Source organism: Binatus sp. (SeqCode) (assembly GCF_050013435.1).
Classification (GTDB): domain Bacteria; phylum Desulfobacterota; class Binatia; order Binatales; family Binataceae; genus Binatus.
In genome coordinates, this window is the sequence record NZ_JBEKFG010000024.1 from 26,083 (window position 1) to 41,449 (window position 15,367).

The window sequence follows — 15,367 nt, forward strand, 5'->3', positions numbered from 1 at the left end:
ATACTTACTCAAATACTCACTCAAATACTCAATAGTCACTCATGCGGGCGAGCCCACATGACCTCGACGATGTAGCCGGCGAGAAAAACCGCAATGCCGATCCCGGTGAACTCGTATTCTTTCCCCATCCCGTGCGGCTGGCTGATCCCGACGTACAGCGCGAAGCCGACGTCGGCGATTCCGAGCGCCTGCAGTACTTTGGCCAGGATAAACACCGGGGTCGCGGCCACGTCAGATGTTAATCCAGGGCGTAACCAGGATGTACTTGATGTTGAGCGCGTGCCGCAGCGCCATCTTGATGAACACGCCGGCCATCGCGATCAGCAGAAATCCCGTGATGCCGAAGCGCACCGGTCCCCATCTCTTCAATATCTCGGGACCGCCGCCGGGAAACGCCGACCATGGATCGCCCGAGGGCCGCGCTCGTATCCAGTAATATAACGCCGCGTACCCGACCACGAAGTAGCCCACTATCAGCGACAATCCGAAAATCGCCGACGCCAGGTAGTCGCGGAAGCCGAACATGTACGGCAAATCGACGTTGGTCAGCGCCTCCACCAGGTGCGGATCCCAGACCTGCCCGGGCCAGAACCAATTCCATCCGGGACCGCGGAAAAATGTGCCGATGATGATGAATGAGACCCATAAAATGTGGAACCCGATGAAAAATGTCAGTATCTCGAACATTCGCTCGCGGAACGTGTAGTACCCGTTGCCTTTCGGATTGATGTCCAGATACGGAATCAGCATCAGGCCCACGATGATGAAACTCGGCAGCACCACGCCCGCGTACCACGGGTCGAAGAACACCAGCATTTCCTGCAAGCCCAGAAAGTACCACGGCGCCTTCGACGGATTCGGCGTGCGCGTCGGGTTCGACGGCTGCTCCAGCGGCGCGTTGAGCAACAGCGACCACACCGTCAAAACGATGATCACCAGGATCGCCATCAGGAATTCGCTGCGCACCAAAAACGGCCAGGTGTGCAGCTTCTCTTCGACGCCGACGCCCGCCTTTTTGCCCGGAGCTTCGATTCGCTTCGACCCGCCCCCGGCCGGCGTCCTCGCGGCGGCTCCGCCCGCGGCCGCTCCCGCCGCGCGCATCGCGACGGCGCCTTCGTTACCTTCCCCGCTTGCCATGATTAACCCTTAATGCAGCGCTCCGTCCTCGTCGTCGCTCCACGGCGTCGGCGCCGCCAGCACGTATATCACATACAGCATGATCGACATCCCGATCGGCACCGACAGCACGCGCACGATTCCCTCGTGCAACAGCCATGTGAATACGCCTCCCATCGACCGCCCTCCTCCCGTCCTAGAGCGGCCCGGACATGCCGTCGCGGCGGATTCGCCAGAAGTGCACCGCCATGAAGATGCCCGCGATCAACGGAAAAAAGATGCAGTGCAAAATATAGAAACGCAGCAGCGTGTGCGGTCCGATTTCCGCGCCGCCGAAAATAAATGCGCGCGCGTCGTAAACCGGATTCACCCCGAGCACTTCATGGAACGGACCGCCGTGCCCCAGCAGCGGCGTGGCGCGCGCCATGTTCGAGCCGACCGTCACCGCCCAGATGGAAAGTTGATCCCACGGCAACAGGTATCCGGTGAACGACAGCAGCAGCGTCAGCACCAGCAGGATCACCCCGACCACCCAGTTGAACTCGCGCGGCGGTTTGTACGAGCCCGTCATGAACACGCGGAACATGTGCAACCACACCGCGATCACCATCCCGTGCGCGGCCCATCGATGCATGTTGCGCATCAACATCCCGAACGGCATGTCGAATTCCAGGTACTTCATGTCCGCGTAGGCGTATTCCGCCGTCGGCCGATAGTAGAACATCAGGTACACGCCGGTGACCACCGTCACCAGGAAAAGCAAAAACGTGATGCCGCCCATGCACCACGTGAAGCGCAGGCGCACCGCATGCTTTTGCACTTTGGACGGATGCAGATGGAGCCACACGTTGCCGGACACCATCAGGATCCGGTTGCGCGGCGTGTCTTCGTATCCGTGCCTGAATATTGACTGCCAGGCCTGCGAATCGGTTATTTGGCGCTTGGTTTCGTTCCAGTCAAACTTGGCCATCCGCTACCACCCACTAAAACTCCCGGGAGCTGCCCGCTACGGGCGCCCACCGCACTCTGAACAAATACGCTGTAAAAGATTGCAGTTCTTACGACCTTATCGCAAGCCTGCCTGAAATTCAGGCAAGCCTACCCAATTTCGCCGATGTTCTGCAACAAAGTAGACCAATCAAGTCGGGATTTCTATACGCTCGAACGGAAGAAAGCCAGCAGTCCAACGGCCGGAAGAAGTTGAACCGCCGGAGCGATTAGTTCGCCCCGGCGGTCTCGTCATCGCTCGTGGCTTCTTCTATTTGATTTTGCCCTTGCCCTTGAGGCTCACCGACTGCGGATCGGGTTTCTCCGCATTGTCGATGATCGTCAGGGTGGCGCTAGACGGTCCCGCGGCGGTCGGCGTGAACGTGACTCCGATCTTGCACTTCCCGCCTGCCGACAGCGGTGCATCGCAGTCATTACTGGTCACGCTGAACGGACTGCTCGCTGGGCTAGTCCCCTCCATCACCACCGTAATACCGGGCTTCTTCTTGCTGCCCTTGGGGTTGCTCACGGTGATGTTCTTCGGGCCCTTGGACGATTCGAGCTTCACCGTGCCGAAGTTCAGCGACGCCGGACTGATCTTCAGCTTGACCGGCACTGCCGTCGGCGTGGCAGTCGGCGTGGCGGTAACTGTCGGTGTTGATGTGGCGGTCGCGGTTGCAGTGGCTGTGGCTGTGAGCGTCGCGGTGGCAGTCGCAGTCGCCGTCACTGTTGCTGTAGCGGTCGGGGTGGCCGTGGAAGTCGCGGTGGCAGTCTGAGTTGCGGTTGCAGTCGCGGTGGCCGTCGGTGTCGCTGTTGCAGTGGCGGTCGAAGTTGCGGTCACAGTTGGCGTCGCCGTGGCGGTCGCAGTTGCAGTCGCTGTGCGCGTCGCGGTTGCCGTTGCTGTGGCAGTTGCGGTTGATGTCGCGGTTGCCGTTGCTGTGGCAGTCGCAGTAACCGTCGATGTCCGCGTCGCCGTGGCGGTTGACGTCGCTGTCCGCGTTGCGGATGCCGTAGCAGTCGGCGTCCCAGTCGGAGTTGGAGTTTTGGTTGACGTGACCGTCGGCGTCGCCGTCGTTGTCGATGTTGTCGTCGCGGTTGATGTCGCAGTAGCCGTCGCCGTCTGAGTAGCCGTCGATGTCACGGTCGGCGTTGCGGTCGCAGTTTTGGTTGGCGTGGCGGTGGGCGTCACAGTGGCAGTGGCGGTCGGCGTAGGCGTGGCAACTACGTCACCGTATTCGAACGCGCCGATATCGCAGTCGGTGTATGTGGGCGCGGGTCGCGGCAAGCCGCGCTGGTCGGTAGTCACCGTGCAATTGGCAGGCGGGACCGCCGCGATCGCATAACTGCCCGATTCAAGCGCAATAGTCTCGGTCGGCCCGCCGTTATTCGCCAGACCGCCGGAGTAGAGCGCTATGTTACTATCGAGGACGCTATCTCCTATCGTATCGCCATTGGCGCCGGTGGGGGTACCGAAACCACACGAAGCGTCGTCGGAGATATCGTAACTGGAGCTGGTCGGAGTACCTCCTGCGCAGTTTGAGCCCTTGGTGCTGTTAGCCAATATACTGTTGGTGACGCTGATAGCGCCGCCGTAGATGCCGCCGCCGCCGGTTGTCGCGCTGTTGCCGGAGAAGGTGCTGTCGGTGATGTGGAGGCTTGCCCCGGAGCCGTTATAGATGCCGCCGCCGTCGGTTCCCGCGCTGTTGCCGGAGAAGGTGCTGTTGGTGATGGTGAGATTCGCTTCGACGGTGTAGTTGAAGATGCCCCCGCCTTCAGACGAGGTGTTACCCGAGAAGGTGCTGCCGGTTACGGTCAGCGTGCTGAAGTTCTCGATGCCGCCGCCTAGATACGCGCTGTTGGCCGAGAAGGTGCTGTCGGTCACGATACCCGTGCCGCCGCCGATGCTGATGGCGCCGCCGCTGCCAGTCGAAGTCCCTTCGTTGCCGGAGAAGGTGCAGTTGGTCACCGTCAGCGTGTCGGCGCCGAGTTCGCTGTAGATGGCGCCACCTGCCCAACCCGACGCGTTGTCCGAGAAGGTGCAGTTGGTGACGGTCAGCGTGCCGCTGTTGGTGACGCCCCCGCCGTCGGATGAGTCAGCTGTCGAACTGGCATCGGCAATCGTCAGGTCATTCAGGGTCAGCGTAGCGCCCGAGTCCACCACCAGAACGCCATAAAGACCGGCGCCGGAGACAGTAACAGTTTGCCCGGTGCCATCGATCGTCAGAGTGTTTTCGATGTCAGGGAGAATGCCGCCCAGGGTAATCGTGCCGCCGACGGTGAAGTTAATCGTGTCGTTTCCGGTGCCCGCCGCGCAGTTCGCTGAGCCTGACTGGTTTTCGCCGTTGGCGTTGGTGATCGCCTGACGAAGGCTGCAGGTGCCCGCCACCCCGGTTGGGTCCGCCAGCGTAGTGACCGTTATCGTATTACTCGCGTGCAGCCCGGATTGGGTCAGAACGAGATAAACCGGCGCGAACGCCAGTAGCAGGGCAATCAGCAATCCCGGCCGGACGATCGCTCTCGAAGCGGTGTGGCCGGATGCAACCGCTCGCGACAAAGCTCGCGCCAGACGTTTGGAGGCTGCACTCCAAAATTCGGTCCAGGGTCTTGTCGGATTCGTCATTGGCCCAGCTCACCCAAATCGACAGAACGGTCAATCGCTCTGCTAACCAGGCTCGTGCAGAACTGCCACCAGAGATCCCCCTTCGCAGCGTTCAGAAGAGGCTGGACCAGTCGCAAACTATTGGGCTATTAGCTAACCTTGCGCCAGAGTTAAGTCAAATTCATCTGCGCCAGACTTAAGTCGAATTCCTCTCCAAAAGCGGGAAATGACCTCTTCTGTCATTCTGAGCGAAAGCTGCTGTGGCGAAGAATCCCGGATCCGGGTTCCTTCGGCTGCGCTCAGGATGACACAAAAAAAGTTCCAACCGGCCGTCAGGCCGCATCTTCTTCCTAACGTTGGGTGCAGGGTTCACCCCTGGCCCGAAGGCTCTTCTACCGCGTAGTCGCGAAAAGATGCGCTGCGCAGATTTTCGCGTCTTCCCGCTGCGGGTGCAGGGGCCGCAGCCCCTGGCCGTGGCGACGGCAGCGCAGTATTAAGCCGTGTGCAGGGGCCGCGCGCGACAACGGAGCGCGGCCTTAACATTGAGTGCAGGGGTCACCCCTGCCGGAAGCGGCCGAAGAACGCGACGAGCAATCCCCAGACCACCATCAGCAATGCGATCCCGATCACGCCCAGCCCTACGCCGGCCAGGATTCCCGTCGCGCACAGGATCGCGCCGATCACCAGCAGTGGAATTGCAAACGCGATCGGGTTGAAGGGATCGTTGCGCGCCGCCCGCTCGACCATCGCCGCCGCCTGCTCGGACTGGCCCGCATTCTCGCTGCTTTCCTTGAGGATGCTGACGGCGTAGTCGGTGAGTTCCTGGCGATTGGGCATCGCGCGCAGCCGCTCGGCGAGCTCTTTGGCCAACGCCTCGACCCGGTCGTCGTTGCTCCGCGAATCAGGAGCGGGTTTGTTCGAATCAGCCATGCCGCGCTGGTCTTCTCGCTCGGCGGCGGCTACTCGCGGCGGCTCACGCGTTTTTGCGCGCGATGATCAACGAGTGCACCGACCACCGGCTGATCTTTTTGCTGTGCTCCAGCATGATCGGGTGTCCCTTGAGCACGTCCTGCTTGCGCAATCTGGTGGTCCATCCCAGTTGCCGCGTGATCGGATTGACGATTGTGTTGAGGAACGCGACCACCGGGTTCGCGCTCTGGAAATGCGTCGTGAGCGCGATCCCCCCGCCCGGCTTACACACCCGCACCATCTCCGACATCATCCGGTACGGATCGGGAACCACGGTCAGAACGTGAAATGAGGTAACGTAGTCGAAGCTGTTGTCGGGATAGTCGAGGTTGAGCGCGTCGCCCTGCTTAAGCTCGATATGTCCCCATCCGTTTTCCGCCACGCGCTTTTTTGCCCGCTCGAGCATGTCGGCCGACGGATCGATCGCGACAACGTGCGCGTACGGCGGATATGCGTCCAGCGCGATTCCGGTGCCGACGCCAACCTCGAGCACGCGGTTACCGGGCCTGAGATTCAGGCCTTCGATAACCTCATGCTCGCGATCGACAAAAACCCGGCCGAAGAAAAAATCATAGAAACGCGCCAGGTCGGAATAGACACGGCTCTCATGCGGTTGTGACATTGGAAAACTCCGTTGGGTCGATGCGGACCAGGAGATCAGCGCGAGGCGGGATTTTTATAGCGTGGCGATTTTGGCTGCATGCGACGCGAGTTCGACGTGACTCGCGCGCGTGGCGTCAGGCCGCCGCGTTGATTCCTCGCAACTGACGTTTGACAGAAGTTATATCGCGCTTGCGAAATCGCCATTGGCGGCCCTTCTTGAAGGCCGGAATAATATTGCGCCGGGCAAATTCGTTCACCGTGTCCGGGCTCAGGTCGAGCAGGAACGCGACCTCGCGGGAATTCAGCAGTATGTCGTCCTTATCGGCCATACGAGTCCAACAAGACGCCTTTCCTCGGAGATTTTGTGAGGACGCGATTTTGTAGTATGCGCCCGTCGCCCAAGTCAAGGTAAAAGGCCCGCGCTACGTGAAATTTGCCCACAGTCCCCAAGCGGCTCGGTCATCAAAATTTAATTAACATCTTTTAGCATCATTAACAATCATTAAACGCTAATCCTGGTGAGCTTCCGAATCGAAATCCGGTAGTCGTACCACGCGCGCGTAACCACAATACAGGAAAACAGTCCGGTCAGCACTCCTACGCACAGAGTGACGGCGAAGCCTTTGACCGGTCCGGTTCCGAATTGAAAAAGGATCAGCCCCGCCGCGAACGTCGAGATATTCGAGTCCCGAATCGCCGACCATGCGCGATCGTAGCCGAGCTTCACCGCCTCGCGCGGCGATTTGCCGGCGCGCAACTCCTCGCGCATTCGTTCGTTGACCAGCACGTTCGCGTCGACCGACATGCCCAGCGTCAGCACGATCCCGGCGATACCCGGCAAGGTCAGCGTCGCACCCAGCGCCGCCATCACGCAGATCAGCAGCAGGATATTCAACGACAGGCCGAAATCCGCGAGCAGACCCGCGCCGCTGTAGTACACGGCCATGAAGATCAGCACTGCGCCCGCGCCGATCACGAACGACATCTCGCCCTGGCGAATCGAATCGCGGCCCAGCGACGGGCCCACGGTGCGCTCCTCTTCGATTTCGACCGACGCCGGCAGCGCGCCCGAGCGCAATACGATCGCGAGATCATGCGCCTCGTCCATCGAGAAGCGTCCGGTGATCTGCACGTGACCGCCGGGAATTCGCTCCTTGATAACCGGCGCCGAGTAAACCGTGCTATCCAGCACGATCGCCAGGCGCCGCCCGACGTTTTCAGCCGTCATCGCATCGAAGATTTCCGCGCCGCGCGCGTCGAGCTCGACCGCCACGTACGGACCTTCCAGCCGCGCGCCGGGACGCACCCGCGCGTCGGTAACGACGTCGCCCGTCATCAGCACCGGGGACTCGACCAGGTACGGTTCCTTGCCGCCGCGCTCCGAGGTGCCATAGAGGACTTCGTCGCCGGGAGGCGGGCCGTCCTTGATCGCGTCCTGCACGTTTTTCGAGTCGTCAACCAGTTTGAATTCGAGCACCGCCGTCTTGCCGATCAGTTCCTTGGCGCGCTCGGGGTCCTGGATGCCGGGCAGTTGCACTAAAATTTCGTTTTCGCCCTCTTTGGCGACGGTGGTTTCGCGCACCCCGAGCTGGTCGATTCGATTGCGAATCGTTTCCAGCGCCTGGTCCATCGCGTTGGACCGAATCGTCAGCAACTCGCGCGGCTTGTAGGCCATCGAATACGAAGGACCGGCGCCGGACGAATCGCTGTTGCTCGCTACGGTCAAATCCGAAAACGACTTCGCCACGAGGTCGAGGAACGGCGTGCGATCGGCGCTCGACTTCAGCTTGACGGTCAGATTGCCGGAATCATCGACCGAGACATCGGTGAAATCTATTTTGTTGGCCTTGAGTTCCCCCTTGAGGTCATCGCCGCGGCGATGCAACTGGGTTTTCACCGCCTCGTCCAGCTTCACGGCCATCAGCAGATGCGTGCCGCCCTGCAGGTCGAGGCCGAGCTGGATTTTGGTCGCGCCGAACCCGGCCCTGAACCAATCGGGCAGCTCGACGTTGAGGCTCGGCAGCAGAATCAGTATCGCCGCCAGCACGATACCGCCCGCCAGGTATATGCGCGTGAGCCCGCTGCCGTTGGTGAAATGCATGTAAAGGAACGACACGATCAGCACGAGCAGAATCAGGATCGGTCCGAAACTTTGAGTCTGTTCCACTATGATGAAGCCTCTACTTGTCGTCTTTCTTCGCCGACGCCTTGTGGCTCGACATCGAGGCGATTTGCGATCGCTCGACTTTCAGCCTGACGTTGGGTGCAACTTCGAGCGTGATCACCTTGTCGCCGACCTCATGAATCCGCCCGATCAGTCCGCCCGTGGTCACGACCTCGTCGTTGCGCTTGAGCGCCGACAGCAATTTCGCCAGCTCCTGCGCCTTCTTGTTCTGCGGCCGGAAGACCATGAAGTACATGACGGCGACGACCAGCGCCATGATTGGCCCCGGACCCGTCAGCAACTGCTGGACAAACGACGGAGCGTCGGCGGCTTGACCAGCGGCGGCCTGCGCCCATGCGGTGCCTTCAAAAAACATCAGATCACGTCCTCACCAACTTCAATCGTTCAAACTTCGCGCGAAACTTCGACCGGTCAGACTTCAAGTCGCCTGAAATCAATCATTCTTCAACCGGTTCGGCGGCGTTGTCGATGCCCCAGCCGGCCGACGCATCCTTCGCGTACGCTTTGAAATTCCCCGATGCGATAGCAGCCTGGCAATCGCGCATCAAGCTCGCGTAGAAGTGAAGATTATGCTCCGTCAGCGCGCGCGCCGCGAGTATCTCTCCCGACAAATATAGATGACGCAGGTAGGCGCGTGAATGGGTCCGGCACGGGCGGCAATCGCAGGCCGGATCGAGCGGCGTCGAGTCGCGCGCATGCGCGGCCTGCTTGATCGAGACGCGCCCCTGGCTGGTGAAGGCGCACCCGTTGCGCGCGTTTCGCGTCGGGATCACGCAGTCGAACAGGTCGAAGCCCATCGCGATCGCCGCGAGCAAATCCGCCGGCGTACCCACGCCCATCAGGTAGCGCGGCTTGCCGCCCGGCATCATCGACGCCGACAGCGCCGCCATTTCCAGCATCGCCGCCTTCGGTTCGCCGACCGAAAGTCCGCCCGCCGCGTATCCGTCGAACCCAATCGAGGTTATCTGCGACGCACTGGTCCTGCGCAAATCTTCGAAAATACTGCCCTGGATAATTCCGAATAGCGCCTGCGTCGTGCTGATCCGCGCCGCCAGGCTGCGCTCGGCCCATCGCGCCGTGAGCTCGAGCGACATGAGCGCGCGACGATGCTCGGCGGGGTAAGGCGTGCATTCGTCCAGCGCCATCATGATATCGGCGCCGAGCTGTTGCTGAATCTCGATCGCGCTTTCAGGCGTCAGCGTCAAAGGCGCGCCGTCGAGATGAGACCGAAAACGGATTCCTTCTTCGTTGATCGAATTGATCTTCGCCAGGCTCATCGCCTGGAAACCGCCCGAGTCGGTCAGCACCGCGCCGGGAAATCCCATGAAGCGCGCGATACCGCCCAGCTCGCCGATCAATGCGGCGCCCGGGCGAATCGCGAGATGGTACGCGTTGGCGAGCACCATCGTGTAGCCCATCGACCACAACTCGTCGGGCGCCATCGCTTTGACCGCGGCGCGCGTGCCCACCGGCATGAAGGCCGGCGTCGCGACCGCGCCGTGCGGCGTTACCAGCCGCCCGCTGCGCGCGTCGCTGCCGCGGTCCACGGCGGTAACGCTGAATTCGATTGGCCCGTTCATCACAGAATCAACATCGCGTCGCCGTAGCTGAGAAAGCGGTAGCGATGGCGAATCGCTTCGCGGTACGCGGCAAGAATCTGATCGCGCCCCGCAAACGCCATCGCCAGCGCGAGCACCGTGGTTCGGGGCATATGGAAGTTCGTGATCATCGCGTCAGCCAGCTTGAAGCGAAAGCCAGGATGAATAAAGAGCCCGGTGAATCCCTCGACGTCGCCGGTGATCGCCCACGACTCCAGCGCCCGCGTCGAGCTGGTGCCGACCGCAATGATACGCCCGCCGATTCGCCGCGTATGTTCGATGGCGGCCTGGGTCGCCGGCGCAATCGTGTACCACTCGGACTCCATCGTGTGACTCTCGATCTCGACGGCGCGCACCGGAGCGAAAGTGCCGGGACCGATATGCAGCGTCACCGTTGCGGTGCGGATGCCCGCGTCGGCCAGCGCCTTGAAGACCTCGGCGGTGAAATGCAGCCCTGCGGTGGGCGCCGCGATCGCGCCGGGCCGCGCGGCATACACCGTCTGGTAGTCGTCGAGGTCGGCGGGACCGGCGATCCGATGAATATAGTGCGGCAGCGCGAGCGTGCCGGCGCGCTCGATTATCTGTTCGATCGAAACTCCGCCCTCGGACACGACGATCGGGCGCCCCGGCCGCGCATAGCCGGTTACTCTCAGTGCATGACCGTCGCTCAGGATGAGCCGCGCGTTGTCTTTGAGCACGCGATGCGTCCGGATCAGCGCGATCCATGCGCCGGCGGGACCTTCAAGCGCTCCTGCCCGCCGCACCATCAGCAACTCGACGCGCCCGCCCGATTCCTTCTGCGCGAACAGCCGCGCCGGCAGCACGCGGGTGTCGTTGAGTACGATCAGGTCGCCTTCGCGCAGATGACGGGCGAGTTTGTAAAAGCGGGAATGCTCGAGCGATTTGGATTTGCGATCGAGCACGAGCAGGCGCACTTCGTCGCGGCGCGCAAGCGGTGCCTGCGCGATCAGTTCTGCGGGCAAGTCGTAGTCTAGTTCGGAAAGCCGCATCTGAAGTGAAGCGCAATCGTGATTTGCGCGCGAAACGAATCGCGCATCGTCTGACAGCCCTCGACTGACGGGGGAAGCGATCGGCGCGCGACTAGCTATTGATACTAGAATGGATAGTTGATGCCGGAAAAGATGGCGGCGCCTTCGCCACCCCATCCGAGGTCAACGAACCCGACCACAAACGGCTCCGCGATTCCCCGGAATCCAATTCCGCCGACCGGGTGCATATCTTCGAATGGGTTGTAGCTCATTTCATGGCCAACGCGGCCGGCCTCGGCAAACGGCGCCAGTTCGAGTATCCCGTGAGTGCCGAAGACGTTCTTCTCCCACACCCGAGTGCGCATCTCGAGGTTCACGACGAACAGATTGTTATCGATGTATCGGCCGGCGCCGTAACCGCGCAGCGTTTCCTGATCGGTGAGCAAGCTTTCGTCGCCGCCAAGCCGCGCCTGCGACCAAAACGGCATCTCGTTGCCCGCCGGCTCGTACTCGTTGAAAACATGACCGGCAAAGGTGATGCGCTCGCCGACGGTGTAGTACTGGCGCAATTCTCCGCCGAAGCGGTTGTACGAAACCGAGCTGCCGAATCTGCGATCCGCATTTCCGTAGTACAGCCGCCCCAGTGTGCCGGAGCGCGGGATATCCACCGAGTCTCGCGAGTCGTATTGAAGCATCGCCTGCGAAAGAACTTCGGTGCCGCCGTCGATGCCCTTCTGATGCGGGAACAGCTGGCTGATGTCGGGCACCGAGTTGAAGCCGCCGACCCCGATTCGCACGTAGCGCGGGCGCTCCATCAGCGACAGCTGCAGCCTCTCGGTGATGTTCAAGCCGAGAATTGCCTCGCCGTAAATCTGCTTAGTGGTGTAGTTGGTCTGGTTGCCGTAGTGGGAGTCATTGCCCGATCCGTAAAAGCGCTCGGTCGGATCGTGCTCGAAATAGAAGCGCCCTTCAAACGAGAACCACTTCTCCTTATGCTCGCGCCCGGTCTGGTAATCGAGATCGACCTTACGCGCGATGATCTCTTGCCCGCCCGCTTCCACGTACCATTGTGTATCCGCCGAGGGATAGCCCAGGTAGCGAAAATTCCCACCCGGTCCAAGCGTGCTGTTGGCGTTGATATCGGGAGCCAGGATGCTGTTGATCTCGTTCTTGTTGTCGGTGAACAGCCATACCGGCAGAACGCCGTAAGTGACTCCGCCGTTGGGATCGGTGGCAACTTCGGGCACCGGGATGAACGGCCACGAGTTGGGATCCTGGAGCCGCAATGCGCTCCAGTCGTACTGCGGCCAGCTCCAGGTGCCGGGGTCCATCAGCGAAAATCGGGACGACTGGGTCGGCACCGACGATGTTGGCACCGGAGTCGCGGACATCGAGACCGGGTCGGCGTGCGCCGTCGGCGCCGCGGCAACCAGCGCCGTAATTAAGATAAGTGAGGCGAGAACGCGCCGCATCGTGAAATCCTGGGGTTAACCTTCGCCTATTGGCATTCGGCTACTCTTCCGCCACACCACCATCCGCAGTCCAAGTGCTCGGACCCGCGCAAGCCGGCTCCGCCGAACGATGCTCAAAATTGACAGGCTTGGCGCTTGTAATCAACCCTCCCGATCCGCCGTTCATCGGCGCAACCCGGCAATCGAATCGTCGCAAATGCGCGCGCGCTTTTCGGCGACGCCGTAAATGTGCAAGGATTCGGAACCAGCGGGAGAATTTCCACAATCAAGGAGTGCAGTAATGGCGAAAGCTGACGGCGGCGAATTAATCGCGCGCGTGATGCGCGAGAACGGTGTGAAGTATTGCTTTGCGATCAACGGCGGTCATTTGTTTCCGATCCTCGCCCAGTTGCGCAGCCACGACATCAAGCTCATCCACATGCGCCACGAGCAGGCCGCCGCCTACGCGGCCGACGCCTACGCCCGCACCTCCGGACAGGTCGGCGTATGCATGGTCACTGCGGGATGCGGCCTGACCAACGCGGTGACGGGCCTGTGCGTCGCGGGCTTGACCAACAGCGCCGTGGTTTGCATCTCGGGACAGCATCCCAACGACGAAGACCATCTCGGCTCCTTCCAGGAAGCCTACGGTTCCGAAGTCGTTGACAGTTTCTCCAAGTTCACCAAGCGCGTGACCGACTGGTCCTCGATTCAGTTCGATCTGCGCTCTGCGTTCCGCGAAGCGATTTCGCCGCCGCAGGGCGTCGCGTTGTTCGAGGTTCCACAAAATATTCTCTATCACCACGACGATGAGTCGCGGCAGCGCAAGGGCGCGCGCGGGTTTAACGTCGACGACGTCCGATCCGCGGGCGATCCGGCCAAGATCGATCGCGCGCTCGAGATGCTGGTGGCGGCCGAGCGCCCGCTGATTGCCGGCGGCGACGGATTGTTCTGGTCGCAGGCGGGCGCCGAGATGCGCGAGTTCGTCGAGCTGACCAGCATCCCCATCTACGCGCGCCGCGCCGGTCAGGGTGCGGTTTCCGAAGAGCATCCGCTGGCGATTCGTGGTCCGTTCAAGAAGCCGTTCACCGGCAACGCGGACGTGGTGCTCGCAATCGGCTTCCGCTTCTGGAGCGGCGAGCATTTCGGGCAGCCGCCGACCTGGACCGACAAGGCCAAGTACATCCAGGTCGATCCCACGGCGACACGAATCGGATGGCAGGTCAATGCGGACCTGCCGATGGTCGGCGATCCCAAGCTCGTGCTGCGTCAGATGATCAATCGGATCAAGGAACTCAAGCTGGACTTCTCCAAGAACAAGACTTCGCCCTGGGTCAAGCAGGTCTGGGAAACCCGCCAGCGCTTTGACAATCAGATCAAGGAACAAAACGCCAAGGTCGCGAAGAATCAGCCGATTCATCCGGCGCGGCTGTGCGAAGACCTGATCAAAGTGCTCGACAAAAACGCCACCACCGTCATCGACAGCTTCACGCTCTCCGGATGGATGAGCCGCGCGTTCACCTGCCGCTTCATGGGCCAGATCGTTGACGCGGGCCCGCTGGCGCCCGTCGGTCACGGCGTCGGGATGGGCATCGGCGCGCAGCTCGGGCGGCCGGGACAACAGATAGTCGTCATCAGCGGAGACGGCGGACTGGGAATCGGCGGATGGGATATGGAGACCGCCGCGCGCTACAAGCTGCCGGTCATCACGGTGCTGTGGAACAACAGCTCATGGGGGCCGAATTTCGATCAGATGCCGGGGCTGGCGGGCAACACCGATCCGTTCAACATGCTGCCCAACATTCGCTACGACAAAATCTTCGCCGAGATGGGATGCCATGGCGAGCAGGTCGAGACCGCCGAGCAGATCATTCCGGCGCTCGAGCGCGCGTTCAAGTCGGGCAAGCCGGCGCTGATCAACGTGGTCGGCGACGTGAGGGTCGGCAACGCAACGCTGGGCGGGAATTTGTTGGGCTCAACCGGCTCGAACTAGCCGCCTCGAACTAGCCGACTCGACCTGGCGGGAGCAACTTCTGTCCGAATTCCGAATTCCCTCCCCCGTTCGACGGGGGAGGGTAAGGGTGGGGGACCTTATGCGGCGCAAATTTCTGCCGCGCTGCACGTCAGGTTCCACGCTCGACCGGCTCGAACTAAGCGGGCTCGACCTAGCCGGCATTGCGGCACGCTCTCCTTGTTCTGCCAATACCCTCTCCTTGTCCGAGGAGAGGGTTAGGGAGAGGTGCGCCGCCGGACGGCAACCTGCTCGGCTCAACCGGCTCTAACTAGCCGGGCATTTCCGGTTCCCCCTTTCCATCCTGGAAAGGGCCTCGGGAGTAATTTCCGCTTCCCCCTTTCCGCCCCGGGGAAGAGGCTCGGGGTTGGCGACAATTCCAGTTCCCCCTTTCCGCCCCGGAAAGGGGGCTAGGGGGATAGGACAGCGCGATTCCATAACTTTTCTGCTTCCCCTTCCCCATTTTTCCTGGGGAAGGGGCTAGGGGTTAGGGTTCTGTCCACGCAGCGCCGCGCGAATCGCGGCGATCGCAGACGCCAAATCATCCCGCACCGATGCGTTCGGCAGCCTCAGCACCCGGATCCCGAGCCGCCTGAAATAGTCATCGCGCATTGCGTCGTATCCTTGTTGCTCGCGATGCGGGCTTCCATCGATCTCCACCACGAGCCGCGCAGCATGACAATAAAAATCCACGATGTATGGCGCGAGCACCTGCTGTCTCCTGAAATGCGCTCCTAGCCGATTACCGCGAAGCTCCTGCCAAATGACGCGCTCTTCGGGAGTCATGTGTTGTCGCAACTCGGTCGCGCGGCGCATCAGCTCCGGATTTCTCTGTTCACGCAGAGTCAACGGTGGCATC

The 15,367-nt window shown here is 61.5% G+C and carries 15 protein-coding genes; 1 reads left to right on the plus strand and 14 read right to left on the minus strand.

Annotated features, from left to right (window positions below; genetic code table 11):
- Positions 1-35: 35 nt before the first annotated feature.
- The 13 genes from ABSB13_RS06895 to ABSB13_RS06955 all read right to left on the minus strand — a co-directional run bounded on the left by ABSB13_RS06895 (position 36) and on the right by ABSB13_RS06955 (position 12,518).
- Positions 36-230: a hypothetical protein gene (locus ABSB13_RS06895; protein WP_428106799.1), complete on the minus strand. Its 195-nt coding sequence runs from the start codon at positions 228-230 to the stop codon at positions 36-38.
- 1 nt (position 231) lies between these two features.
- Positions 232-1,137: a cytochrome C gene (locus tag ABSB13_RS06900; RefSeq protein ID WP_428106801.1), complete on the minus strand. Its 906-nt coding sequence runs from the start codon at positions 1,135-1,137 to the stop codon at positions 232-234.
- Positions 1,138-1,146: 9 nt separating this feature from the next.
- Positions 1,147-1,293 carry a hypothetical protein gene (locus ABSB13_RS06905; protein WP_428106803.1) on the minus strand — a complete coding sequence of 49 codons (147 nt, stop codon included), beginning with the start codon at positions 1,291-1,293 and terminating at the stop codon, positions 1,147-1,149.
- Positions 1,294-1,312: 19 nt separating this feature from the next.
- A complete protein-coding gene (locus ABSB13_RS06910; RefSeq protein ID WP_424672222.1) occupies positions 1,313-2,086 on the minus strand; it encodes a cytochrome b N-terminal domain-containing protein in 774 nt (257 codons plus the stop codon).
- Between the two features lie 288 nt (positions 2,087-2,374).
- Positions 2,375-4,657, minus strand: a complete 2,283-nt coding sequence (locus ABSB13_RS06915) for a choice-of-anchor Q domain-containing protein (protein WP_428106805.1) — start codon at positions 4,655-4,657, stop codon at positions 2,375-2,377.
- A gap of 600 nt (positions 4,658-5,257) precedes the next feature.
- Entirely contained in the window at positions 5,258-5,632 is a 375-nt protein-coding gene (locus tag ABSB13_RS06920) for a hypothetical protein (protein ID WP_428106808.1), read from the minus strand.
- A gap of 43 nt (positions 5,633-5,675) precedes the next feature.
- The gene (locus ABSB13_RS06925) at positions 5,676-6,293 is read right to left on the minus strand and encodes a class I SAM-dependent methyltransferase (protein WP_428106810.1); all 618 of its coding nucleotides are present in this window, start codon (positions 6,291-6,293) and stop codon (positions 5,676-5,678) included.
- 115 nt (positions 6,294-6,408) lie between these two features.
- Complete coding sequence (locus ABSB13_RS06930) at positions 6,409-6,603, minus strand: helix-turn-helix domain-containing protein (protein WP_331963721.1); 195 nt, start codon at positions 6,601-6,603, stop codon at positions 6,409-6,411.
- 173 nt (positions 6,604-6,776) lie between these two features.
- Positions 6,777-8,441, minus strand: coding sequence for a protein translocase subunit SecD (gene secD / locus ABSB13_RS06935; RefSeq protein WP_428106813.1), 1,665 nt, complete (start codon positions 8,439-8,441; stop codon positions 6,777-6,779).
- A gap of 13 nt (positions 8,442-8,454) precedes the next feature.
- The gene (gene yajC, locus ABSB13_RS06940) at positions 8,455-8,814 is read right to left on the minus strand and encodes a preprotein translocase subunit YajC (RefSeq protein WP_428106816.1); all 360 of its coding nucleotides are present in this window, start codon (positions 8,812-8,814) and stop codon (positions 8,455-8,457) included.
- An 82-nt stretch (positions 8,815-8,896) separates the two neighbouring features.
- The gene (gene tgt / locus ABSB13_RS06945) at positions 8,897-10,039 is read right to left on the minus strand and encodes a tRNA guanosine(34) transglycosylase Tgt (RefSeq protein WP_428106818.1); all 1,143 of its coding nucleotides are present in this window, start codon (positions 10,037-10,039) and stop codon (positions 8,897-8,899) included.
- Positions 10,039-11,067 (minus strand): tRNA preQ1(34) S-adenosylmethionine ribosyltransferase-isomerase QueA, encoded by a 1,029-nt coding sequence (gene queA / locus ABSB13_RS06950; RefSeq protein ID WP_428106821.1) that lies wholly within the window; start codon positions 11,065-11,067, stop codon positions 10,039-10,041. Before queA ends, tgt begins: the two co-directional genes overlap by 1 nt.
- Positions 11,068-11,171: 104 nt before the next feature.
- Positions 11,172-12,518, minus strand: a complete 1,347-nt coding sequence (locus ABSB13_RS06955) for a BamA/TamA family outer membrane protein (protein ID WP_428106823.1) — start codon at positions 12,516-12,518, stop codon at positions 11,172-11,174.
- Positions 12,519-12,798: 280 nt separating this feature from the next.
- Here ABSB13_RS06955 and ABSB13_RS06960 point away from each other — a divergent pair, with 280 nt between their 5' ends.
- Positions 12,799-14,490 carry a thiamine pyrophosphate-binding protein gene (locus ABSB13_RS06960; RefSeq protein WP_428106826.1) on the plus strand — a complete coding sequence of 564 codons (1,692 nt, stop codon included), beginning with the start codon at positions 12,799-12,801 and terminating at the stop codon, positions 14,488-14,490.
- A 498-nt stretch (positions 14,491-14,988) separates the two neighbouring features.
- Here ABSB13_RS06960 and ABSB13_RS06965 read toward each other — a convergent pair.
- Positions 14,989-15,367: endonuclease domain-containing protein (locus tag ABSB13_RS06965; protein ID WP_428106828.1), on the minus strand; the 379-nt coding region annotated here is incomplete at its 5' end.